Genomic DNA, 24,127 nt, shown 5'->3' on the forward strand with positions numbered 1-24,127 from the left:
AGCAGCGTAAGTGCTAGTCACTCCGGGTACTGAGGATTTGCCTTTGCGCCCCTAGACAGCGATAATCTGGCATGACCAAGCAGTTACCAAGCACAGACCGATCCTTGCCCATTGCCCTGCTGCGCGCGCGTGAGCGCGTGATGGGCCCTATTCGCGCGTTGCTGAGCGACGCGGGGCTGACCGAACAGCAATGGCGCGTGTTGCGGGTCGTTCAGGAAACAGGTGACATTGATCCGACGCAAATTTCCGAGCGCGCGTGCCTGCTGCTTCCCAGCTTGACCCGCATCCTGCAGAAGCTGGAGGATAAGGGGCTGATCCAACGGGCAAAGGATCAGATGGATCGCCGCCGCCAGATTGTCAGTATTACCGAAGCGGGCGAACAGGTGATTGACGACAACTTGCAGGCCAGTCTCGCCGTGATCGAACGGACCCGCGCGCAGATGGGGAATGAGCGTTACGAGGCGCTTCTGGATCTGCTGAACGAACTGCACCAGCTGGAAGAGTAGCCGCAACAGGTGTCCCTAACGGGCGGGCAGAAGCATGATCTGAATATCCGCCACATTGGTGCCGGTTCCGCTGGTTACAAACAGATCATCCGCAACTCTGAGCGCCCGGTTGCTGTCGTTGTTCCTGAGCAAGGCCATCGGGTCGCCCCCCTTGTCCAGAATGCGCTGCCACGTGCCCCCATCGACAATGCCTCCTGCCGCATCCGTCGGACCGTCCCGCCCATCGGTGCCCGCTGACAGGAAAGCCCAGCTTCCGCTCAGCGTTTGGCGGCCTAAGCGCGCCACATGGAGCGCCAGTTCCTGATTGCGTCCACCGCGGCCTGTTCCGGTCAGATTTACCGTTGTTTCCCCGCCGAAGATCAGCGCGACCGGGTGGTTTGAAACCCGTGCCTGGGTTGCGGAGATAATCCGTGCCGCGGCGGCCTCCACATCTCCGGTCAGGGCATAATCAACGATATCGGTAGACCAGCCCTTGCGTGCGGCCAGTTCCTTCATGGCGATCAGGCTGTGACGGTTAGACCCGATCAGATGTGCAATGACGGACCCTGTATCAAGGAGGGTTTGTGCAGGGTCATCCTGTGCGGACAAATGGGCATGAACAGCGCCCGGAAGCGAGGCCCAAAGGTCATGCGCTACAAGACAGTCGCGCGCCATGGTGCGCGATCCCAGCGGTGCCACCGTCGGACCCGAGGCTATCGCGCGCAGATCATCACCGATCACATCCGACAGAATATAGCTGCAGACCGGTGCGGGGTAGGCGGAGCGCAGGAGGCCACCTCCCTTCAGCTCAGAGAGTTGCTGACGGATCAGATTCATCTGCATGATGTCCAGTCCGGCTCCCAAAAGGAGATCGGTGACTGCGGTTTTATGGGCAAGTGTAAGCCCTGCAGCCGGCGCCACGGCGAGGGCAGAACCACCACCGGAAATCAGCGCCACCACACTGTCATTGGCAGTCAGGTCGCCGACGGCCTGACGCAGGACGGCGCCAGCCGCGAGGCTCATGTCATTGGGCACCGGATGGTCACCGGCCAGGACACTGGCTCCGGGGATCTCGGCAAGGTTCTCCGGGTTGGTGACGGCGACCGCCCTGTCGGATGGCGGGAGCATCCGCATGGCCTGTCGCATCATGGGAACGGCGGCCTTCCCCAGTGCGATAAGGATCAGGCGTCCGCCGGGGCGCGGCAGGGGTGGGGGATGCTGTCGCAAGCTTTCCGCCAAGGCCATTGCAGGGTCGGCTCGGGCGATGGCGGCGGCAAACAGATCGCCGAGGGTGCTTCGCAGGTCAGCCATGCTGGACACCGGGGGTATTCGTTGGCCTGTGGCGGGCCTGCCTGCGCGGCCCATGCGGCGTAATGGTGTCGAGAGACAGGGTGTGGTCCATGTTGCGCATCCGGTGCCGCAGCATTTGGCGGGTGAGACGGGCCAGATCGCCCTGGTGCTCGGGGTGTTCCGCGACATTGACCCTTTCGCCCTCGGCGGTGTGGTCAAACAGCAGTGGCGGCAGGTCAGCGGCAAATTCAACCAATGTAAACCGCGCGTCCCGTAGAATAGCGAGGCAGGAATTGCTAGCATCGGTTCCCAGATGGTGTTGCCAGATACTGGGGCGTTCTGGCTCGCCAAAGTCCAGTTCCGAATAGCTGTAGCTGCGCCAGTCGTCTGGTGTTTCCCCGGAAACCAGTGGGAGCAAAGACCGCCCATCCATTGAGTTGGGGACCGCCTGACCGACCCAGTCGAGAATAGTCGGGGCCAGGTCGATCGACTCCGTGATGTCTTGCACGACCGCTCCGGCGCGTATGGCGTTGCCCGGTTGGCGAATGATCAACGGGGTATGATAGGCGGCATCATAGACAGAGAATTTGCCCCAGCTGTGCCGGTCACCCAGCATTTCCCCATGATCGGCGCTGAGCACGACAAGTGTATTCTCCAATTGGTCGCTGTCCTGCAGATATTGCATGACCCGGCCAATATGAGCGTCGACCTCGCTGGCGAGGCCTAGGTAGATCGCCCGCAGCGTCTGGATTACCGGGTCGCTGGGGTCCAGATCCGGAAAACCCTCGACAAAGGAGGCGGGAGACGCAGCGCGGGTGGTCGGGTCGAAAAACGGATGGACCGCGCGTTCGTCCTCTACAGTGGCGAGGCGCTGCGGCAGCGGCAGGCTGGCGGGATCGTACATCCGGTTGTAAGGCGCAGGCGCGACCAGCGGCGGATGCGGGCGGATATAGGTGAGATGTGCGAACCAGCTCTGATCGCGGTAGCCAGGCATTGTCGCCAGAAACCGATCGGTGAGAAAGGCGGTATCGCTATCCTCGGCCCGGTACACAGCGGGGTCGTTCAGTCTAGGAGCGCCCCCGGTTGGCGATACCGGTTTGTAGATGTCCCAGTAGCGATCGAAGGTATAGCCCTTGTTCAGCAGATGCGCGCGCCATGGATGCGACATCTCCATCCGCATTTCCAGCATCTCGTGGAAACCGGCCATCGGGTATTCGTAGGTCTGCATCGCGGGGTCGCCGGGGTGGTAGATGCGCGGGTCGTGCGAGGTGTCGGTATAGCCAAACAGCATCGGCAGATAACCCGCCTTGCGCATCTCAGACGCGAGGTTTGGTGTGTCATGCCGGAGCGGTGTCCCGTTGCGAACGGATCGGTGGTTCATCGCATACTGGCCAGTCAGGATCGAGGCCCGAGACGGTCCGCAGGGATTCACGACCGTATAGTTTCTCTGGAAGGTAACGGCATCCGCCATTAAGGCGCGCAGGTTTGGCAGCGCAACGTGCTCGGCCAGGGCTCCAAACAGGCAATCCGCCCGCATCTGATCGATCAGGATAAACAGGACATTCCTGCGCTGGTCTGAAGCTTGGCTCATGTGGAATTTCCTTGCCGCAATTGCGGCCAGATAAGCCTGAAATCACGAGTATGGCAAAGGGTTTCCCTGCCATCACATTGTTGAATTTGACCGTTTGTGTGGAATTTTGTGTTTTTATGTTTGATTTTTTCGGCATCCCTGTGGTTCACTCTCCAGCGAAATCTCACTCCTTACCAAGGCTGCCTATTGCCCGAAGACCAGAAAATCTCGCACCGCGAATTGGAGCTGCTGGAGGCCTTGCGCCGTCTGGGCGGATCGGCACGCAGCGGCGAGATGGCCAAGGTTCTGAAGGTGTCGGAGGAAACCGTGCGTCGGACCATCAAGGCGCTCGCGAAACAGGGACTGGTGCAGCGAGTGCACGGAGGCGCCTACCTGGCGGGACCAGATGCGGCGGATAGTTTCTTCCGGCGGATCTCGAAATATACGGCGGAAAAGCAAAGAATCGCTGCCAGGGCACTGGACCACGTTACCGACGGGATGGCGGTTTTTCTCGATGTCGGCTCCACCACCGCTTTTGTCGCCAAGGCGCTGCGTAGTCGCGCCGGTCTGACGGTGGTCACGAATTCCATTGGTGTGGCGCAGACGCTGGCCAATCATAACGGCAACAGGGTGCATTTCCTCGGCGGCGAAATACAGAGCAACGAACGCGGTACATTTGGACATGTCGCTGAACAGCAGGTCCAGGAGTTCGCGCTGGATGTGGCGGTGTTGTCGGCAGATGCGTTTTCTGCCAAACACGGCGCGCTTTACCAAAGTGCTACAGAAGCACAGCTGGCAGCTGTGGTGGCGCAGGTTGCCGAATGGACCATGCTGGTGGTCGCGCACCCGAAATTCGAAGGCACTGCGCCGCATCGCGGTCCGCAACCGGAACTGCTGGATCTGTTGTTGACCGATATCATGCCTGCCCGCAAATACCGCCGTGCATTGGAACTCTGGGAGATTGACCTTGAACTGGCGCCTGGTTCGAACAGCCCGGAAACAGAAGGGGGCGAGAGCAAGATCAGGAAGGGATAACCTGATTGGCGGAAGCGCCCGGAGGGCTGCGCAGCTGGGGTTTCCCATCGCGCCAAGAAAAGAGCGGTAACGTCACGACGCTGCCCAACAAAAGGACAAGACATAACTCTATGGCCATATTGAGCTTTCTGACCAGCCTTGCCGGTGCCGTCATGTTGCTGCTGTTTGCGGTACGGATGGTGCGGACCGGTATTGAACGCAGCTACGGCGCGACGTTCCAGCGGCTATTGACCGGGCAGCGCAGCCTTGTGCAGGCCAGCTTCGTGGGGATTGGCATGGCCATCGTCCTGCAAAGCTCTGCCGCGGTTGCCCTGCTGACCTCGGGATTTGCGGCAAGCGGTTTGCTGTCCTTTGCCTCTGGTCTGGCGATTGTTTTGGGTGGCGACCTTGGATCGGCGCTTATCATTCAGCTCTTGTCGTTCCAGCTCGACTGGCTGGTGCCCGTGCTGCTGGCTGTCGGTGGCTATCTTTTCGTCAAGGTCGAGGCGAAGAAGGCCCGGCAAATGGGGCGCATTCTGATGGGGATCGCCTTTATTCTGATTTCGCTGCGGTTCCTGCGCGAGGCTATGGACCCCATCCGGGAGAGCGCGTTCCTACCGGCAATCGCGGAATACCTCGCCCGGGATTACATCACGGCGTTTCTCGTGGGCGCTGCGCTGGCGTTTGTCATGCATTCTTCGGTGGCGGCCATCCTCATGTGCGTCACCCTCGTTCAGATCGATGCGATCCCTTTCGCGGCCGGGTTGTCCCTGGTCCTGGGGGCCAATTTCGGCTCGGCCTTCATTCCGGTCTGGCTGAGCCGAGGGATGCCTGCGCCAGGGCGGCGTGTGCCGCTTGCGAATTTGGGACTGCGTGGAACCTGGGCAGTGATCTGCGTCTTTGGCGCCAATATCGCTTTGCGGGCGGGTGTTCTGGGCGCACCTGAGGGCGGCCAGATGCTGGTCTATGCGCATCTTCTGTTCAACACATCGCTGTTGATCCTGGCGCTGCCGTTCTGCGGAATGCTGCATGGTGTCATGACCAGCCTGATACCAAACCCGACCCCTCTGCAGGGCAACACGCACGGGCTGCCGGTGAGCGTATTGAACACAGATGATTACCGGCAACCCAATCAGGCGATCAGCAGCCTGAAACGCGAACTGCTGCGGATGTCGGATCTGGTCGGTGCGATGTTCCGACCAATTCCCGATCTTTATCAGCACGGCGACCGTGCCCAGATCAAGGCGGTGCAGGCTCTGGATCGGGAAGTGAACAGCTGCCTGTCGGGTATCCGAAGCTACGTGGCTGGCATGCCAAGCGAAGGGTTCGGCAAAGAAAATGCCAAGGTTGCCCGAGATCTGGTTGAATATGCCATCCGGCTGGAGACGGCCGGCGACGTGGTGGATGAACGGCTCGCCGTCCTAGCTGCGTCCATGCACAAGAAGGGGGTGCGGTTCTCAAAAGAAGGCTGGGCAGAAATCACCCGTATGCACGAGGTGATCGTCGCCAATATGCAGCTTGCATCGAATGTGCTGATCTCGGACGATCTGGAAAGCGCACGCTTGCTGAGCCTTGAGAAAACCGAGGTCAAGCGGATGGAACGTGACAGCCGTAAGCGCCATCTGCGCCGATTGCAGCGCGGCGCTGCGGAAAGTTTCGAGAGCTCGGATATCCATCTCGAGACATTGCGCGCGCTGCGGGAATTCAACAGCCATATCGCCGCCATCGCCTATCCGATCCTATACCGCAACGGGCAGCTGCTGGAGACCCGTTTGATCCAGGATATGCCTGCGGACGAAATGGACTGATGTGTGTTCTGGAAGCCCGCTAGCTGTGAAAGCCTGATATGACGCCATTTGTGATTGCCATCATTCTGTCGGCCGCGTTGCTGCACGCGATCTGGAATGCCATTGTAAAGACGGCGATCGACAGGACCACGACGCTGGGTCTGGTGGCTTTGGGGCACGTCATCCCCGGGGCGGTCATGGTGGCCACGCTACCTTTGCCGGATGTGGCAAGCCTGCCCTACATCGGCGTGTCGACGGTGGTGCATTTTGGGTATTTCTACATGCTCGGTCGCGCGTATCATCACGGCGACCTGAGCGTGGTCTATCCCATTGCGCGCGGCATTGTCCCAGCGTTGGTTTCGCTCTGGGCGATGATCTTTGTCGGGGAAATCCTGCCGGTGCAGGCCTGGGTGGGAATCGCGCTCATTGCTGGGGGGATTCAGCTCAGCAGTTGGAAGGCGCTGCGATCAGGGGTCGGGCAGAGCGCTTTGTGGTACGCGCTGGGCACCGGTTTTTTCATCTCACTATATTCGCTGGTTGACGGCATTGGCGTGCGTCTGTCTGGCAACACGGTCAGCTACTGGGCTTGGGGCGCGTTTCTCCATGTCTTTGTCGCGGCGTTTGTTCTTCTGCGGAAACGTGCAACACTGCCCGATGTGCCTGTCGGGGTCTGGGCTTTGGGGATCGCCGGCGGTCTGGTATCTATGTGCGCCTACGGGTTGGTTCTCTTTGCCAAGAACTTTGCGCCGCTGGGGGCTGTATCTGCCCTGCGGGAAACGTCGGTTATCTTTGCCGCGCTGATCGGGTTTCTGATCCTGAAAGAGGGCAACTGGAAACGGCGTCTTGGGGCGGCTGTGCTCATGGCGGCGGGGGTAGCGCTCATCGGCATGGCGGTTTGAGGGTTTCGGCGATTTTGTGAACACTTCCACAGTGTTGCATCGTTGACGTGAGAGGCGCCAAAGGCGCAGACTGACTGCGGTGGAACCATGTGGGAGTCGGCGTCTTCGCTGACAAACGCGCATAAGTTTCGTTCCGAATGTCTAGGGATGGAACTGAAACTGGCACCATAAATACGCCTGTAGGGCCTCTTCTGGCCTTATCGAATTCTGAATCTGTCACTGTAGCAATCGGAGTGTGTTTCGCAGAGTTCCACTACCAAAAAAGAAAAACAAAAGACCAACAGATCCATAGGGAGAAAAAGAATATGACTGCAAAGTCCAATGTAACCCGCCGCTCGATTCTGAAGAGCGCTGGTGCGGCAGCCCTGGCAGCGCCGCTCTATTCCAAGAGCGCACTGGCCTCCTCCGGCGAGATCAACATTCTGATGTGGTCCGACTATCTGCCACCTGAGTTCATCGCCGGGTTCGAGGGTAAGACCGGGATCAAGGTGAACTACACAGGTATCGGGTCGAACGAAGAAATCATCAACAAGATGAAAGCCACGAAGGGGCAAGGCTTCGACATCGTTTCGCCAACCAACAACCGCTCCTTGCAATGGGGGCCACTGGAACTTCTGAAGCCGTTTGATCTCAATAAGGTAAATGTTGACGCGGTGAACCCGGCGATGGCGAAGATTGGTACAGATGCCTGGAACTTTGGCGACAATGGCGCCCATTGGCTGCCGCATATCTGGGGCACTGAGGGAATTGCCTACCGGACTGACAAGTGGCTGCCATCCGGCGATGCGCCGTCTTACGGCGATGTCTGGAGTGAAGAAAACGCAGGCAAGACCATGGGCCGTGCCCATTCCATGATGCTGGGTGCGGGGCTCTACATGGAGGCCGCCGGCGAAATGGAACCTGGCTCGATCTGGGCGGCATATGAAGATGAAGACACCATGCGCAAGGTCTGGGGGCAGGTCACCGACTGGTGTGTGGCGCGCAAAAACCGGATCAAGCTGATCTGGAACGATGCGGATACCCAGAAAAACGGCCTGCTGAACGAAGGTGTCGTTGTCGGGCAGACCTGGGATGGACCGCCGCTTGCGCTGAAATCCGCAGGTGAGCCTGTTCATTATCAGGCACCGGTCGAGGGGGCGATGGCCTGGGTTGATGGCATGTCGATGCCAGTCGGCGCCCAGAACGAAGAGCAGGTCTATGCCTTTATCGACTATGCTTACCAGCAGGAACCTGCGGGCAAGGCAATCGACAGCCATGGGTACAATTCGCCCGTGCTGAAAGCGGATGATTACTCCGGCGATGTCTATAAGAAGAACTTTGCCGAAGCCTATCCCGGCAACAGCCTTGCCAATCTCAACCCATGGCCGGCTGAAGCCCCCTGGTACGCAGACGTACGGACCGAATTCGTCAACAAGTTCAAGAGCGCCTGATCACCTGATCGGGCAAGTACATCTGGCTCCCGTTTCGGCGGGGGCCAGCCACACGCCTGAGGGCGTAAATTCAACATATCATCAACCGGATGCTATCTGCATCGGCCGGGGGTTCGCCTCCGAACGGACGGTTGCACCGAGGGAGAGGCCACATGAGTGCTGGGGTAGGCGTAGATCTTGAAAACCTCTGGATCCGCTTTGGAGATTTCGTCGCCGTGCGCGACGCAAATGTCAAAATCAACGGAGGCGATTTCTTTTCGTTCCTGGGCCCGTCTGGCTGTGGCAAGACGACAATCTTGCGCGCGGTTTCCGGTTTCCTGGAGCCAAGCGAAGGGAACGTCTTGATTGGCGGCAACAACATGCGCGGGATTGGCCCGAACAAGCGCCCGACCGCGCTGATCTTTCAGAACCTTGCGCTGTTCCCGCTGATGAAGGTTTGGGAAAACATCACCTTCTCCATGGAGATCAACGGCGCGTCGGCAAAGGATCGGCGCAAGCGCGCGGATGAGCTTCTGGACATGATTGCACTGCCGGGGCAGGGGGACAAACTGCCGTCGGAACTGTCTGGCGGTCAGCGTCAGCGGGTTGCCATCGCGCGCGCGCTCTGCGCTGAGCCGGATGTGCTCCTGCTGGATGAACCGCTGTCGGCACTTGATCTGAAGTTGCGTCAGCACATGCGGACCGAGCTGCGCGAAATTCAGCAGCGGGTCGGCATTACGTTTATCTATATCACCCACGATCAGGGCGAGGCGCTGACCATGTCCGACAATATCGCCGTCATGCGCGCCGGCGTGATCGACCAGATCGGCAACGGCAAGGCGGTCTATAACGATCCTGCAACGGCCTTTGCCGCATCCTTTGTCGGGGAGAACAACGTGTTCCGCGGCAAGGTGAAGCGGGTAATGGGGAATGAAGCGCTCATAGCGACGAACCGGTCCGGTAATCTTGTCGCGCGGATATCTTCTGCCAATCAGGGGAAGATGAAAGAGGGCGATGATGCGATGATGTTTATTCGCCCCGAAGCTTTTGCCTTGGCGCCGCAAGGGGCCACCGGTGATCATTTTGTGACCGCCAAGGTCAACCACGAGGAATTTGAAGGCAATGCCTTCAACATCTTCATGGAGGGAGACGGCGGTAAGGAGCTGAAGGTTTCCATCCCGAACCTTGGTCAGTCATTCGACGATCACACAGGTCAAAACATCACCCTGGAATACGAGACGAAGAATGCCGTCGTCGTGCCCGCGGGTGAGCTGGCCGCAGAATAAGGAGGGCCAGATCATGCCAAGATTCCTAAGGGAATTCTTTAATCGCAACGGCTACGGACTGGGTTCGTTGATGCTTGGTCTCGTCCTGTTTTGGACTATCGGCCTCATCATTCTGCCGCAGCTGTCGATGCTCGACTTTTCATTCCGACCGAACCTGCCTCCACCAGAGATCGGCGGGCCGAAGGACGTCTATACGCTGGAGAACTACAAATATCTGGTCTTTGGCCCCGAGGGCGGTAGCCAAGACTACAATGCAGTTGATCTGCGGGTATTCTTCCGCACGCTCGTCGCTGCGGTCTGTGTCACGGTGTTCAACCTGATCCTTTGCTATCCGATCGCCTATTATCTCGCGCAGACCAAGGGCAATCACATCCGTATTTTTGCCCTGATGCTGATCATCCCCTATTGGATCAATGAAATCCTGCGGGCCTTTGCCCTGCGCATCATTTTCGGGGAAAGCGGTGTTCTGAACACGGCCCTCGTCGGGATGGGGGTTTTCGATACGCCGTTTGATTTCATTCGCAATGATATCGCGCTCTATGCAGGGCTTGGCTATGCCTACATCCTGTTGATGATCTTTCCGATCTATAACGTGATCGAAAGCCTGGATCGCAACCAGATCGAGGCCGCTCGAGACATGGGGGCCAGCTGGGCCAAGATCCACCAACGCGTTGTAATCCCCTATGCCAAACCAGGTATCAGCTCGGGGTGCACCATGGTGTTCATGCTCTCGGCGGGCGCTCTGGCGGCGCCGCAGATCCTGGGTGGCCCCTCGTCCTTGTGGTTCACGCAGTTGATCTACCAGCAGTTCAATGACAACTCCGACTGGCCGCAGGGTGCTGCCTATGCGGTGGTACTGCTTGTGACCTGTATCCTGTTGGTTCTGGCCGTCATGCGCCTGTTCAAGGTGAATATGGGAGATATCGGCAAATGAAGAATTTCTCCTTTCTGCGCCTGAGCGTCTGGTTCTATCTGGCGATATTCTTCGCCTATCTTCTGGGGCCGCTGGTGATCATGTCGGTCACCGCCTTCAACTCGCCGGGCTTTCCGCAAGCCACGCCATGGGAGTGCCTGACATTCGAATGGTTCTCTGCCCTGTTCCAGGACGAGCGCATTCTGAATGGCATCTGGAATTCTATTCTGGTGGGCGCGGGCACGGTGGTGCTGTCGGTGGCAATGGGTCTGGCGGGCGCTTTGATGCTAACGCAGATCTGGCCGAAGCTCCGGGCGACCTATTACACCGTCATCATCGCACCGATCCTGATACCGGGCGTGGTGATCGGTATTTCGACGCTGGTGTTCTGGGATCGTATCAACCGTATGGTTGGTCTGGGGGCGGATAGTTTCCTGTCCAATGGGCTGTTCTTGACCATCATCGGCCAATCCACCTTCATCGCCAGCTATTGTATGCTGGTGCTGGTGGCGCGTCTGCAGCGTTACGACATCGCGCTGACTGAGGCGGCGCTTGACCTCGGGGCGACCCATGCGCAGGCGTTCCGCAAGGTTCTGTTGCCATTCATGAAACCGGCAATTGCGTCGGCGGCGGTTCTTGCCTTCCTTGCTAGTTTTGAGAACTACAACACCACTACTTTCACCTTCGGCGAATACCCGACCCTGACAATCGAACTGGCGCAAAAGGTGCGCTACGGTATCACTCCGGCGATCTCTGCTCTGGCATTTATCATCGTTGTGCTGACGGTTTTTGCGGCGCTGTTCAACGAGGCAACAATCCGTCGGCGTGAGTTGGTCGCGGCGGCCCGCAAGGACGCGACGGTAGAAGAGCTGGAAAGTGGCCGACTTCGGCTGCCGGGGTTCCTCAGTTCGAACTGGGCGGCTGTTGGGCTAGTTGGGGTTGCCTGCTTCACCATTGTGATTGTCGGCACGGCGACTGTTTACAGCCCAGCCCAATGTATCGCCGAAGTGAAGGAGCAGAAACGGCTGGAAACCGAGCTGCGTATTCAGCAATTGCGTCAGCGCCGTGCCGAAGACGCTGCTCGCCGAGCAGCTGAAGAAGCCGAAAACGGGAGCTCTGATGCCGGAGACCCAACATCTGAGCCATCTGGCAGCGGTGGTAATAGCTCTGGGTTTGGCGGGGTATTTGACCCCAATGCTCTGGGTGGCGGAGACAGCGCTGCCCCTGAAGGCGAAGACGAAAGCTCGGCACCGGCAAGCGGCGGAAACTCCGCCTTCGGTGGCGCGTTCGATCCCAATGCGCTCTCGGGTGAAAGCACGTCTGACGGCAACTGAGCAACTCTGCGTGTAAAACGACAAAGCCCTGCCCAAGGTTCTCTCTTGGGCAGGGCTTATTTCATGCCAGACCAGTCCAGGCTGGTGACAGATCAATCTGGTTCCTCGAGCCCGTGAGCGGGGTAGGCCGCGATTTGCCCGATCCCGCAGGCCGGTTGTCATGCGGTCCGCAGGTCAGCTGAGATGCGCCCGGGCTGCAACTGTTGGCCGGACCGGCGCCTGAACGGATCCAAATCGACGTAGTTTGTGCCACCCCGTCAACCGCCCTGTCAGGATCCGCCACAGCGAGCGATAGACATTGATGATCAGCAATTGGCGATAAATGAAGCGGTTCAACAGCAACAGCAGCACCATGGCACGCGGGGTCGATGGCTCGGACCGTACGGCATAATCAGCCATGATCATTTCAAGCAGCGGTAGCGCAAGGAAAATGGCGAGCACGGCATAATCACGAACGGTGAAGGCGTCAAAGTTGGTGCCGTCAAAGCTGGACACGAACCGCACCAACATGAGCACCAGCAACAGGTCGATGATCGGGCCAAGAAGCGGCATGATCACTCCGAAGACAACCAGATCCGTAAGCCCGACCAAGCCGACAGCATGGCCCTGACGGATGGTGCCGCGATGTTTCCATGCGGATTGCAGGATCCCGATCGACCAGCGCATCCGCTGTTTCATCAGCGTTCCGACGGATGCGGGCGCCTCGGTGTAGGCATATGCACGCTCCGCGGCACGGACCTCATACCCCTTTTCGAGGAGTGAGATGGTCAGATCGGTGTCTTCTGCCAGCGTCTGGCTGCTGTAGTAGCCACATTTGCGCACAGCGTCGGTTCGCCAGGCGCCAAATGCACCGGGTACAACCATGATCGCATTGATCGTTTCATAGGCGCGGCGGTCGATGTTCTGGGCGACCGTATACTCAAGCTTTTCCAGCTTTGTCAGAAGGTTGTTAGAGTTGCCGACCATGATTTTGCCAGCCACTGCACCAACGTTGGGGTTGCGCAAGGGCTGCATCAGACGGCGGATAGCATCCGGCGCGACGATGGTATCGGCATCAATCGCAACGACAAAGTCGGTGGTGACATGCGAGAAGGCGAGATTGGATGCTTTCCACTTGCCGCCATTGGGCTGACGCAGGATCTGTACCTTCGGGTTGCCTTTGTAAGTCTTTGTCACCAGCTCATAGGTGGAGTCCGTCGACCCGTCATCCACCACCAGCACTGATAGGTTGGGGTAGTCTGACTCCAGCACGCTGTAGATCGTCTTCAGGATGCTATTCTCTTCGTTATAGGCTGGGATCACCACCGTCACCGGGGCGGAAAAATCACCTGTCCGGTGGCGTAGATCCGTGCGGTCCGCACGGCGGGACCGGATCGCCATTATAAACAGGACAAGAGCGCGGATGACCCCGAGAAGCACTGCAAATGGAACCACAAATGCCACCCACGTGGCGCTGTTGCCCACACCTGTAAAGGCCAGCGCTTCGAAGGGTTCAAGGCTGGCGACCTGCCGCGTCTCGTAGGGGCTTCCAAACCCGGCCATTGCCTGTTCTAGCGTCAGAAACTGATAGCCGCGCGCTTTCAGCTCGGGCAGCAACAGGCGTAGGGCGCTGATGGTACTGCTGCGCGGACCTCCGCCATCGTGCATGAGCAGCACCTGACCGCTGCCGTCCAAGGCTCCCAGAGTGTAGTCTACCAGTTGCTTCGGGCTCAGGCTGCGCCAATCCGGTGGCACGATATCGGCACCCAGGAGGTGATAACGTTGATCGATAATGGTCTTCAGCCGCCTCGCCAGATCGCCCTCCAGCGGTCCGGGACCACGCATATAGGGCGCGCGGAAAACAACTGGTGTGCGGCCGGTCAGCCAGGAAAAGATCCTTGACTGCAAAGCCAGTTCAACCTGCACCCGCGCAGGGGAGGCGCGATTGAGCTGCGGGTGAGAGAAGGTGTGCAGCCCGAAGTCGAATTCGGCTTCGGCGAGTGCGTTGACGACGTTCTTTTGCTCAAACATCTGATTGCCGACCATGAAGAACGTCGCAGGGACGTTGGCGGCATTCAGGATATCGAGGATCTCCTGCGTGTGGTCCTGCGACGGCCCGTCATCAAAGGTCAGGAGAATGGATTTGTCTGGCAAGACCCCGTAGCGGTCCGCGATGACCGGCAAGGGCAGCGGATCGGTGATCGCATCGGTGACCATGAGCGTTTCGGAATCGCGGGTCACGTGGCGACGGCCGACGACTTCGGTTTCGCTGAACCGCAGAAATGGGCCGGTGCCACGATACGAGACAAAGCTGTTCAGATCGATATCACGCAATGTGGCAAAGGCTTCGTCCGACAGGATATCTTCCTGGGCGAGCAGAGGCCAAATGGAGGGATCCTCTTGCCCCAGCCCCCAGATCGCAACACCGTCGATGCCAGCTTCTGCGACACTCAGCAACTGGCTGTAGTGGCTTACGGCATCCAGATACCAGATCATGTTTCGCTCGCCACCAGCGTCCATATAGGAGATCAGCCCATGACCTTTTTCGGGTGCATAGCCCGCGAAGGCGCCATATTGGTCGGCCTGGGACATTGCATCTGCATAGCTGATAAACTCCGGCGCACTCGTGCCAGTGGTCCAGTGCACACCACCAGCCGCGAGACCAATCACCAGTTTATCCTGAGGGATAGTGGTGCGCGCACGTTCGAGAACGGACTGGAACCAATCAAGCGGAGCTGGCGATTCTTCGTAGATCCCGAGACGGTAGCTGTTCTGAATGGCGGGCAGGATCACCCGCTCGGGCAATGCGCTGCCATAGCCAAGGGTTTCGATCTGGTCTGGCGCGATAACTGCACAGGTTTCCAAGTTTGCTGCCGCGAAGTCCCCTTTCACACCATCGAGATGGATTAGAGCCTTTTGCAGGTTTTGCACCTCAAGCCGGCGCATATCAAAACACAGACCGGACCATCCCTGCCGCGCCGCAAGCGCTGCGGTATTAGACCAGTGACCAGACGCCTCGCTGCTGAGCGCGCTGGCCTGCACATGGATCAGCGGCTGGATCGGACTATCGCCAAAAGGGTTGGTCCGCACGACATAGGGCGTACTAAAATCCTGATTGCCGGACTGCAACCAGTCGACACCTTTGTCGCTGATGATCAGCCATTCGGGGACAAACACATTGATCGTGTTGCAGGTCCGCTGGACGGAGTTGGAAACGTCTTCGAGGTCCGCCGTGACAAAAGCGTATACTTTCGAGGGGTTATTGCTCGCACTGCGTGCCGTGCCTGTTTGGGTTTCGCAGGAACTGCCGCCCGCAATATCCGCGCTGGCGTAATCGCGGTCGAGCTGATCATTGCCCCCATCGCCTTCCAGATTGTCACTCTGCGGCAGGAAACGGCGCCAATCTTGGCTGATGTTATCCGCAGGCGCGCTGTTCTGAAACAATGGTCGCGCCAATTTGAACTCGGTGATCACATTCTGTGTCACGGCAATGATCATCGCCGCCGCCAGGGCGAGCGCAATCACAAACAACAGGACCGCCAGAAACGGCCGGGTTGCGTTGCCAGCTTTGAAGATCTGCTTCTCCGCGTCGGTCGAGAGAGCCATCTCGGCCGGCAGAATCTCAGTCGGAAATGTCTTGTGACGACGCGTTGAAGCAGCAGGAGCCTTAGCTCTGCTTTTCTTTGGCCCTGGCGTCGGCCGATTATCAGTCGTCGTGTACATCACATGCCAACCCGTTCAAATAACGTGTTACTTTTTCAATTACTCGTTTGGGGGGCAGGCGATTTTCGCCAGTCGTGCTTTCGCGCGAACCATTTCGATTCCGCGTCCGCTAATTAAGTTTTTAACAAAGTCCTAACGATAATTCAAGATGGGCATCGCGGCTCGTTCAAGTTATGGTAAACAGCGCCGAAACCAGAAAGTTGGACAGGGTAATGCGGTGGAAACGTCGGGAGTTTCTGGGGTTGGCCTCAGGTGGCCTGATAGGTGCAGCATGGCCGGCTGAAGCGCAGACAGATCACGCAGAGGGAATTCGGGCGTTTTCCATACTGCTGACAGGTGTGCATCCATCCCTGCCCGAGAACGCACTTGGCTCGCTGATCTTTGCGTTCCTGTCGCAAGGCGTTGCTTTGGCGGTTGAAGTTGAGTTCGATGACTTCGCCAGACACAGCCCGGATGCCGTTCATCCGGTCTTGTCGATGCTGAGTGACACGGCATCCAAAAACCGGACATTCGTCGAGATTGTCCCTGCCACGCGCGATCTCATGCAGAAGACGGGATATTTCAAGGCACGAGCACTCTGGAGCCTGCGATCACAGATTGATCGGCTTTTGCCGGGGTCGATGGCGGCGGCGGCCCAGCCTGCGCATTTTTCGACCGTATCCACAAATGGCATGGAGGGCGACCTGAGGCAGGATGGCTTGCGGACCGGAGGGTGCACGACCGTGATATACGATGCGGTTGCTGATGCCGAACGCGAGGCGCTGCTTGGGCCGGCCGCAGTTCTGATGTTACCGCTCAAGGCGCGTCTTGATCTGAGATCAGCCCAGCAGAAGATGACATCCGGGCTTTTCTCCCAATTGGGGGACGGGACGGTGCTGGCCATTGATGTGGCGGAACTGCCGATTGATCCGGCACGCGCTTATGAGGTCGGTCAACGTATCGCCGCGAGTGTCAATCGCGCGCGTCTTTCAGGGTATCTTCTGTCGGTCCTGCCGCGAGAACTCTACAAACGGTGTTGTGCTTTCCTGCCAAACCACTCCCGGCACTATGTCATTCTGCCCGAGTTCCCTGAGAGTGGGGCAGGCTATGACGCGTTACTGGGCCAGGCGCGGGCACGTCTCGGCGTCGACTGTGTGACTCTGGTGCGCGGCGGGGAGCGTCGCGCGGATGGTGCTTTGTTGTTGGAGACCCGTGACGGGGAGCAGCGTCGTCTGGGAGCGCCGGGCCTGGGGCCTGACGGCGAACCGGTGGAAGGCCCGCTCTTCCTTGCCGATGAGGTTGCGCCGCAGCGGGGAGACGTGCGGCATCCGGATGCTGTCTTCGTTCATAAGGTTGACGCTGTTGGCAAGCTCGCCGCCAAGATTCCGGCCGCGAATGGGATCTGCCTTAATTATCCTACAGGAATTGTTGACCCGGCGCATGAGTTGCTGCTGGAGGCGCGAGAGGCACTGCGCAGTACTGATTTGGCGCCGGAGTCGCCTGTGTTTGATGAGGCCATGATGGCCGACGCCCAACTGGCCTACAGCTATCTGGAACAGGCAGAGATGAGCGCCACCGGGTTGGCGCTGACTGTCAGGAAGCAGATTAACGGTAAGTCTTTCAACAACTATGAAATCACGATGTGGGATGTCGGCAGCCTGATACTGGGGCTGCTCGCCGCAATTGATCTGGATCTGGCGCCCGCTGACAAGATCTATCGCCGCATCAAGAAGATCATGGCGTCCCTGCCGGTGATCACTGACGGGGACATGGCCTATCCGCCTACGCTGATCAATGTGCGGGATGCGTCTATCGAACGCCGCGGCTTTGATGCCTGTGATTTTGCACGCCTGAGCAGTGCGGTGACCCGGGCCGCGAAACATGCGGCGCTTGCGGAGGCGTCGTCTCAGCTAATGAAGAAATGGGAAATTGCGGGCCTTATGCAGGGTGGTGTGCTGAAGAATATTCTGAAGACACGCATCCAGTCGTCGTATCTGTCGCATTGCGCCCACTATCAGACGCGTATTCTGCCGTTGCTGGGTCAGCCTGATACGCGATCTCCTTATCGGGAGGCCTTCGTCGGGGATACCGTCGCCGACAGAACGGTCAGTCTACTCTATACGGTGGATCAGATTGGTATTCTGCCCACCGAACCGCTGCTGCTGGAATATGTCGAGTTGGGACCCTCGGCGGAATGCGCGGTCCTCACCGATATCTTCCTTGGGGCGATGAAGCATCACTATGATCAGACCGGGCAACTGCTGGCGCCATCAGAGACCCCAATCGATACAGCGCCCTGGTTTGTCTATCAGGGGTTCGATCTTGGCCATGAAACGCGATGGAATGTCAGTTATCGAAAGGGGCGCGATGTGCTCTTTGAGCCTGTGGCGACCAGCCCCTACGGGATCTTTTCAACCAAAGCGGCTTATCTGTGGTATGCGGTGCGGCCATGCGCGTTCAGCCTGAAGATGCTGGAAACCGCACAGAGCCGCGCCCGAATTGATGGTTTTGGCATGAGCAGTGGCCTGTTTCTTGACGGCTATGGGCAAATGGCAAACCATGCTGACCTTAACACCAATGGTATCGTCCTGCAGGCGCTTGCGCATCTGAAGCGCCGCGCCCGCTAGGGGTTAGCGAATTGGATCGCGACCAAGTTAACTCACCGGGCCAAAGACCTGACAGCCGCTGGCCGAGATTTCGCCCTGTGCAACCGGATAGCCGCGCCGTGGGTTGAGGCGGATGGGCTGCATCCCTGTCAATCGGTTCATGCAGCGTTCGGTGTCGCGGACAGAGTTTCGCTTGCCCCCGATGTAAATGTCGAGCCAGGGGCGGCCATTCTTGCCGGTATGGCAGGGACCATTTTGTGGCTGGTGCCCGTCGCCACATACATCTTCTACGATTGCGTATTTGCGCAGGCGCTCGATGTAAAACCGTGTGCCTGCCGGGAAGTCCAACGTCTGGCGCCCGCGCCGAATGGCATGTCCCACCGCGATGGTAATTGGGTCATTATAAGTGCCGGTTCCGCCGGCCTGGCGCCGCAGGACCGGGCGCGCAATGGCGGCACTGCCGGGGGGAGTGTTATCCCAATAGCTGTAGCCGGTAAGATACCCTTCGAATCTCACCTCGGTGCCACGTTTGACGAATTCGTCCAGCTGACTCTTGATATTGTTGTTGATGCTTTGCGCCGGGAGCATTCCGGCAGAAACGCTCATCATGGTCAGTGTAGCGGCAGCCACTGCAGTTTTTCGAATAATAGAGTTCCAGATCGTCGACATGACGTGTTCCTTGTCGAGGGCAGCCTCGTGCTATCGCGGCTGATAGGTAGATCAGCACGCTGGTTTTGGGACAGCTCACCCGGCGCACCGACTGCATGTCGATGCGTTCCAGGCGGCCGGGTTCGGTATTGCCCTGTCGGCAGTTATTGGTGTCGTGTGGTGGCCCGCGAACTGGCGTTCCCAGCAGGGGTGCAAAACGATGACGCGTCCATTTCGTTGGTCCCGTTCCGCAGCGCCTCACGACTGAAGCAAAGCGGATACACCAGATACGGTGTCGTACTCAAAGTGAGCCCACCGGTTTTGGCGGGAACCTTCCAATGGATAAGCGGATTTCAGGCAGTATCGATTTTGGCGGCCACTTGATTTTTTTATGAGTTTGGAGTCGCGGCGCGGCACCATCGTCGTTTCCAGCGCGGCCTGAGGCAGAGCGCCAACGTCGGCTCGGCTAGATGCGATAGATCGCTCAAGCTGTGTCTCAACGAAAACACGCTGTCTCTGCACGCGCTGACTGTGGGGAGGACCCGGGAAAGTTGGACGCTTGCCTGTATGATCTGCCCTGCGAGCTGTCGGTTGAAAAACCGTAGCCTTGGCCCGCATTTTTCACTTTGGTCCAAACAGACTGGATCGACCCCATACCGCTTGGCACCAGCCGGCACGATGCCCGGCCTTGTCCTGGTCGGCGGGCGGTCGTGTTGCACTTGATTTGTCATTCAACCCTCCTGTTCCGGGTGCTGCTGCGGTGCCGCGCCCCGCTTAGCTCGCGGGATTGCGGTCCTTGGCAATGAGAATGACGGCTGAAAATTAAAATCAGCCTTAACCAGAGTGATTCGCGCATCGCAATCTGTAGACAATTTGATTCAACGGCGGTTAACCGCTGACAGTCTCAAGCAGCGGTCGGCGTTGTTGCTGCAATGGCAACGAATCGGAGTTCGAATGCTCAGGATCGATTCGGTCTCGAGGGACGTTGTGCTCGACCGGTGGGCTATCGGCGGACAATCTGTGGGAGAAGCTCTGCAATCGCGAAAGATCCCTGCATACGGAGGGGGTAGCGGCCGAGAATGGCGGCTTCAGATATGCTGTTAAGCATATAAAATTGCGATGTTCTGGAAACTGGTGCTGCTGGAGAGAATTGAACTCTCGACCTCTCCCTTACCAAGGGAGTGCTCTACCTCTGAGCTACAGCAGCGCCGGTGAGGGGGCTTTTAGGCATAAACGAAGTGGGGTGCAAGAGCATTCTGGACGGTTTTTTCACACTCCGGTACAGAAGATCTATGGCAGAGAAGAAAACAGTAAAAAGCGGCGGGTCAGCGCCCACACGCGAAGATCGGTTGAAGGCCGCATTGAAGGCGAATATGGGCCGTCGGAAGGCTCAGGCCAAGGCGCGTGCGGTGAAAGACGACAGTATCGAACGCAGGGCCGACGACCTCTCAACAGGCAGTTCCAAGGAGTAAGGGCAGATGGATTCGATTTTGGTGACTGGGAATGGCCCGCTCAAGGGGCAGATTCCCATCGCGGGTGCAAAAAACGCCTGTCTCACGCTGATGCCGGCAACCATGCTGAGCGAGGAGCCGCTGACGCTGACAAATGCGCCGCGACTTTCGGATATTCGCACCATGACGACCTTGTTGCAGTCGCTGGGAGCCGAGGTGTCGACGCTGCAGGATGGCCAAGTGCTGGCAATGTCCAGCCATGACATCGACAATCATACCGCAGACTACGATATCGTGCGTAAAATGCGGGCGTCGATTCTGGTTCTGGGGCCAATGTTGGCACGCGATGGTCATGCGGTTGTCTCGCTGCCTGGTGGCTGTGCCATTGGGGCGCGTCCGGTAGATCTGCACCTGAAAGCGCTGGAAGCGCTGGGGGCAGAGCTGGAACTGAAAGACGGTTACGTCCATGCCAAGGCGCCGATGGGCGGCTTGAAAGGTGGCACTATCGATTTCCCCTTGGTTTCAGTCGGCGCGACCGAAAATGCCCTGATGGCCGCGACTTTGGCCAAAGGCACCACCGTGATCAACAACGCGGCGCGGGAGCCTGAAATCGTCGACCTGGCGCAGTGCTTGCGCAAGATGGGTGCTCAGATCGAAGGTGAAGGCACCTCGACGATCACAATTCAGGGCGTGGATCGTCTGCACGGCGCCACCCATCCGGTTGTTACCGACCGGATTGAGCTGGGCACCTACATGCTGGCGCCAGCGATCTGCGGTGGTGAGGTTGAGCTGCTCGGCGGAAAACGGTCCTTGATCGAGGCGTTCTGTGATAAGTTGGAGGCCGCCGGCGTCGAGATCACCGAGAATGAGAACAGCCTGACCGTGCGCCGCGGCAGTAACCGCGTTCAGGCCGTGGATGTCGTGACCGAACCGTTCCCCGGTTTTCCGACCGATCTTCAGGCGCAGATGATGGCCCTGATGTGCACGGCCGAGGGAACCAGCGTTCTGGAAGAGAAGATCTTTGAGAACAGGTTTATGCATGCGCCGGAGCTGATGCGCATGGGCGCGAAGATCGACGTGCATGGTGGCCATGCTACCGTGACCGGCGTCGAAAAACTGAAAGGAGCACCGGTGATGGCCACCGATCTGCGTGCCTCGGTTTCCCTGATCCTTGCCGGCCTCGCGGCAGAGGGTGAAACCAAGGTTAGTCGGGTCTATCATCTGGACCGCGGCTACGAGCATGTGGTGCGGAAGTTGTCGTCGGTCGGTGCCAAGATCGAACGGATCCAGGAGCAGTGATGTCAGATGCCAGTTTCGACGATGGGCGCGAAGCGCCGCTGAATCTTGGTGCCCTGGGTCCCGACGATCTGCAGGTCATCGCCTCGCTCGCACAGGATGCGGTGTTTCCGGTGACGGAAATCAGCTGGCGCCCGACCGAACGGCGTTTTGCCCTGCTGCTGAACCGGTTCCGCTGGGAGGACAAGGACGCCGCTGAAAGGCGCGGACGCCCTTATGAACGGGTGCAGAGTGTACTGGTGGTCGATCAGGTGCTGTCTGTAGCGTCGCAACGGGTGGATCGCAAAGAGCGCGATCTTATCCTGTCTCTCCTATCGCTGAGTTTTGAGCCCGGTACCGACGGTGACGGGCATATTGTCCTGACGCTTGCCGGTGATGGGGCCATCCGTCTGGCTGTCGAGGCGATTGAGGTGACCTTGCGCGATGTGACGCGTCCCTATCAGGCACCATCGGGTCGGGCACCGCAGCACGAGACATGATGTTGCGCCGACTGGTCAAGGCTGATCTTGCGGATCTTCGTGCCCTGTGGCGCGAGGGGCTGACAGAGTTTCCTGCGTCATTTCTGATGACCGTGGAAGAAGCCGACAGCATTCCGGATGCGGCTCTGATCAGCGGCTTCGAGAGCGGCGCCTATTGGGGCGCGTTTGCCGAGGAACGGTTGGTGGGTTTTGCCGTGCTACGGCAGGGGGGATTGTCACGCATTTCCCATACCGCCGATCTGGGGCCTTTCTATATCTCACGTGCCTATCAAGGTCAGGGGATGGCCCGAGCCCTATTGACGCAAGTTCTGGGTCACGCGCGCGAGATTGGATTGACCCAGGTCGAGCTTTGCGTGGATCAGGAAAACAAGAAAGCGCAAAGGCTCTATCAGCAGGCCGGTTTTCGCCCATTCGGTCTTCGCCCCCGTTCGGTGATGTTGGGAAGTGAGCCCCGACATGATGTGCTGATGCTATGTCCGCTGGATGATACTCTGCCGCCGGACATGATATCGCAACTGGCGCGGCGGGTGCTGCGCTGACATCAACGCAAGCAATCATCTTGAGACTGAGGGCTGGGGGCTATATTGCAGGCGCAAAGGAGAGCCATGATGCCCGTTTTTCTAAACGCGTCCGACGCTGATTTCGAAAAGGCCTTTACCGCGCTTCTGGGCGCGAAACGTGAAGACAGTCCCGATGTGGATGCTGTGGTTGCCGATATTATCGCAGATGTCCGCGCCCGTGGCGATGCCGCGCTGATTGAGCTGACCGCAAAATTCGACCGGTTGCAGCTGACAGCCGATCAGCTGCGAATCTCTGACGCCGAAATTGACGCGGCTGTGCAGGCGGTCTCTGGCGAGGAACGTGCAGCGCTTGAGCTGGCGGTCGATCGAATTCGCGCCTATCACGCACGGCAGATGCCTGCGGATGATGCGTGGCAGGATGATACTGGCGCGTCATTGGGGTGGCGCTGGTCGGCGGTATCGGCCGCAGGTCTTTATGTGCCGGGGGGGCTGGCGAGTTATCCGTCCTCTGTGCTGATGAATGCGGTTCCGGCGAAGGTTGCCGGTGTTGAACGGCTCGCGGTTGTGGTTCCGACGCCGGATGGGCAGATCAACCCGTTGGTTCTGCTGGCGGCGCGGTTGGCGGGCGTCGATGAAATATACCGTATCGGTGGTGCGCAGGCGATTGCGGCCCTTGCCTATGGAACCGAGAGCATCGCCCCTGTCGACAAAATCACCGGCCCCGGAAACGCATTTGTTGCTGCGGCAAAACGGCGTGTTTTCGGGAAGGTAGGCATCGACATGATTGCAGGGCCGTCCGAGATCCTAGTGATTGCGGACAAGGACAACGACCCAGACTGGATCGCGCTGGATCTGCTGAGTCAGGCTGAGCATGACGAAAGTGCGCAGTCGATCCTGATCACCGATGATGAAGGATTTGGGCGGGCCGTGGCGGAAGCGGTCGAGCAACGATTGAAGACGTTGGAGCGTGCCGCCATCGCTGGCCCCAGCTGGCGCGACTATGGTGCCGTGATTACCGTGCCGGATCTTGCAGAGGCAGCGCGGCTTTCGAACCGCATCGCGCCCGAGCATCTTGAACTCTGTGTTGCTGATCCGCGCGCGCTCAGCGAAAAGACCATTCATGCCGGGGCGATCTTCCTTGGCCAATATACGCCCGAAGCCATCGGTGATTATATCGGCGGACCGAACCACGTGTTGCCAACGGCGCGATCTGCACGGTTCTCATCTGGCCTGTCAGTCATGGATTTCCTGAAGCGCACGACGCTGAGTGAGATCACGCCTGAGGCGCTGCGGGCTATCGGACCTGCGGCCGAGACACTTGCGAAAAGCGAAAGCCTGCAGGCCCATGGTCTGTCTATCCGCGCCCGGCTGGATCGGTTGAATCGGTAATGCAACGGAGAAGGCCGTGACGAATTGCGGGGCGGCCTTCAGATGCGAGACTGTCCCAAGAGACACATC

At 58.7% G+C, this 24,127-nt stretch carries 18 protein-coding genes and 1 tRNA gene; 14 read left to right on the plus strand and 5 right to left on the minus strand.

What is annotated here, in order from left to right; translation table 11 throughout:
* Nucleotides 1-71: 71 nt before the first annotated feature.
* The gene (gene hpaR, locus VWY75_RS09920) at nt 72-506 is read left to right on the plus strand and encodes a homoprotocatechuate degradation operon regulator HpaR (RefSeq protein ID WP_340546452.1); all 435 of its coding nucleotides are present in this window, start codon (nt 72-74) and stop codon (nt 504-506) included.
* Between the two features lie 15 nt (nt 507-521).
* Here the strand turns inward: hpaR and VWY75_RS09925 are convergent, their stop codons facing one another.
* Together VWY75_RS09925 and VWY75_RS09930 are read right to left on the minus strand one after the other, a co-directional pair.
* Complete coding sequence (locus VWY75_RS09925) at nt 522-1,796, minus strand: glycerate kinase type-2 family protein (RefSeq protein ID WP_416538293.1); 1,275 nt, start codon at nt 1,794-1,796, stop codon at nt 522-524.
* A complete protein-coding gene (locus VWY75_RS09930; RefSeq protein WP_416534536.1) occupies nt 1,789-3,366 on the minus strand; it encodes a sulfatase-like hydrolase/transferase in 1,578 nt (525 codons plus the stop codon). Before VWY75_RS09930 ends, VWY75_RS09925 begins: the two co-directional genes overlap by 8 nt.
* Nucleotides 3,367-3,552: 186 nt before the next feature.
* On the opposite strand from VWY75_RS09930, the gene VWY75_RS09935 reads away from it, so the two are divergent.
* The 7 genes from VWY75_RS09935 to VWY75_RS09965 all read left to right on the plus strand — a co-directional run bounded on the left by VWY75_RS09935 (nt 3,553) and on the right by VWY75_RS09965 (nt 11,987).
* On the plus strand, nt 3,553-4,380 hold the full coding sequence (locus tag VWY75_RS09935; protein WP_416538294.1) for a DeoR/GlpR family DNA-binding transcription regulator: 828 nt from the start codon (nt 3,553-3,555) through the stop codon (nt 4,378-4,380).
* Nucleotides 4,381-4,490: 110 nt separating this feature from the next.
* Complete coding sequence (locus VWY75_RS09940) at nt 4,491-6,167, plus strand: Na/Pi cotransporter family protein (RefSeq protein ID WP_340546456.1); 1,677 nt, start codon at nt 4,491-4,493, stop codon at nt 6,165-6,167.
* A 38-nt stretch (nt 6,168-6,205) separates the two neighbouring features.
* Nucleotides 6,206-7,045, plus strand: coding sequence for a hypothetical protein (locus tag VWY75_RS09945; RefSeq protein ID WP_416534534.1), 840 nt, complete (start codon nt 6,206-6,208; stop codon nt 7,043-7,045).
* Nucleotides 7,046-7,350: 305 nt separating this feature from the next.
* Nucleotides 7,351-8,475 (plus strand): extracellular solute-binding protein, encoded by a 1,125-nt coding sequence (locus tag VWY75_RS09950; RefSeq protein WP_340546458.1) that lies wholly within the window; start codon nt 7,351-7,353, stop codon nt 8,473-8,475.
* A 152-nt stretch (nt 8,476-8,627) separates the two neighbouring features.
* A complete protein-coding gene (locus tag VWY75_RS09955; RefSeq protein WP_340546459.1) occupies nt 8,628-9,740 on the plus strand; it encodes an ABC transporter ATP-binding protein in 1,113 nt (370 codons plus the stop codon).
* Between the two features lie 13 nt (nt 9,741-9,753).
* On the plus strand, nt 9,754-10,674 hold the full coding sequence (locus VWY75_RS09960) for an ABC transporter permease (protein WP_340546460.1): 921 nt from the start codon (nt 9,754-9,756) through the stop codon (nt 10,672-10,674).
* Nucleotides 10,671-11,987 carry an ABC transporter permease gene (locus tag VWY75_RS09965; protein WP_416538295.1) on the plus strand — a complete coding sequence of 439 codons (1,317 nt, stop codon included), beginning with the start codon at nt 10,671-10,673 and terminating at the stop codon, nt 11,985-11,987. Before VWY75_RS09960 ends, VWY75_RS09965 begins: the two co-directional genes overlap by 4 nt.
* A gap of 174 nt (nt 11,988-12,161) precedes the next feature.
* Here VWY75_RS09965 and VWY75_RS09970 read toward each other — a convergent pair whose 3' ends face one another.
* On the minus strand, nt 12,162-15,572 hold the full coding sequence (locus VWY75_RS09970; protein ID WP_416538296.1) for a glycosyltransferase: 3,411 nt from the start codon (nt 15,570-15,572) through the stop codon (nt 12,162-12,164).
* A 329-nt stretch (nt 15,573-15,901) separates the two neighbouring features.
* Here VWY75_RS09970 and VWY75_RS09975 point away from each other — a divergent pair, with 329 nt between their 5' ends.
* Nucleotides 15,902-18,295 carry a DUF3131 domain-containing protein gene (locus VWY75_RS09975; protein ID WP_416538297.1) on the plus strand — a complete coding sequence of 798 codons (2,394 nt, stop codon included), beginning with the start codon at nt 15,902-15,904 and terminating at the stop codon, nt 18,293-18,295.
* A 27-nt stretch (nt 18,296-18,322) separates the two neighbouring features.
* Here the strand turns inward: VWY75_RS09975 and VWY75_RS09980 are convergent, their stop codons facing one another.
* Complete coding sequence (locus VWY75_RS09980) at nt 18,323-18,943, minus strand: hypothetical protein (protein ID WP_416538298.1); 621 nt, start codon at nt 18,941-18,943, stop codon at nt 18,323-18,325.
* Between the two features lie 1,111 nt (nt 18,944-20,054).
* Nucleotides 20,055-20,129, minus strand: a tRNA-Thr gene (locus VWY75_RS09985).
* An 85-nt stretch (nt 20,130-20,214) separates the two neighbouring features.
* Here VWY75_RS09985 and VWY75_RS09990 point away from each other — a divergent pair.
* The 5 genes from VWY75_RS09990 (at nt 20,215) to hisD (ending at nt 24,058) form a co-directional block, all read left to right on the plus strand.
* Nucleotides 20,215-20,394, plus strand: coding sequence for a hypothetical protein (locus tag VWY75_RS09990; RefSeq protein ID WP_340546465.1), 180 nt, complete (start codon nt 20,215-20,217; stop codon nt 20,392-20,394).
* Between the two features lie 6 nt (nt 20,395-20,400).
* The gene (gene murA / locus VWY75_RS09995) at nt 20,401-21,672 is read left to right on the plus strand and encodes a UDP-N-acetylglucosamine 1-carboxyvinyltransferase (protein WP_416538299.1); all 1,272 of its coding nucleotides are present in this window, start codon (nt 20,401-20,403) and stop codon (nt 21,670-21,672) included.
* Entirely contained in the window at nt 21,672-22,148 is a 477-nt protein-coding gene (locus VWY75_RS10000; protein WP_416538300.1) for a DUF2948 family protein, read from the plus strand. Before murA ends, VWY75_RS10000 begins: the two co-directional genes overlap by 1 nt.
* Nucleotides 22,145-22,687 (plus strand): GNAT family N-acetyltransferase, encoded by a 543-nt coding sequence (locus VWY75_RS10005; RefSeq protein ID WP_416538301.1) that lies wholly within the window; start codon nt 22,145-22,147, stop codon nt 22,685-22,687. Before VWY75_RS10000 ends, VWY75_RS10005 begins: the two co-directional genes overlap by 4 nt.
* Nucleotides 22,688-22,756: 69 nt before the next feature.
* Nucleotides 22,757-24,058 carry a histidinol dehydrogenase gene (gene hisD, locus VWY75_RS10010; protein ID WP_416538302.1) on the plus strand — a complete coding sequence of 434 codons (1,302 nt, stop codon included), beginning with the start codon at nt 22,757-22,759 and terminating at the stop codon, nt 24,056-24,058.
* Nucleotides 24,059-24,127 lie beyond the last annotated feature (69 nt).

It is taken from the genome of Phaeobacter sp. JH20_08, from assembly GCF_048056635.1.
GTDB lineage: Bacteria > Pseudomonadota > Alphaproteobacteria > Rhodobacterales > Rhodobacteraceae > Phaeobacter > Phaeobacter bryozoorum.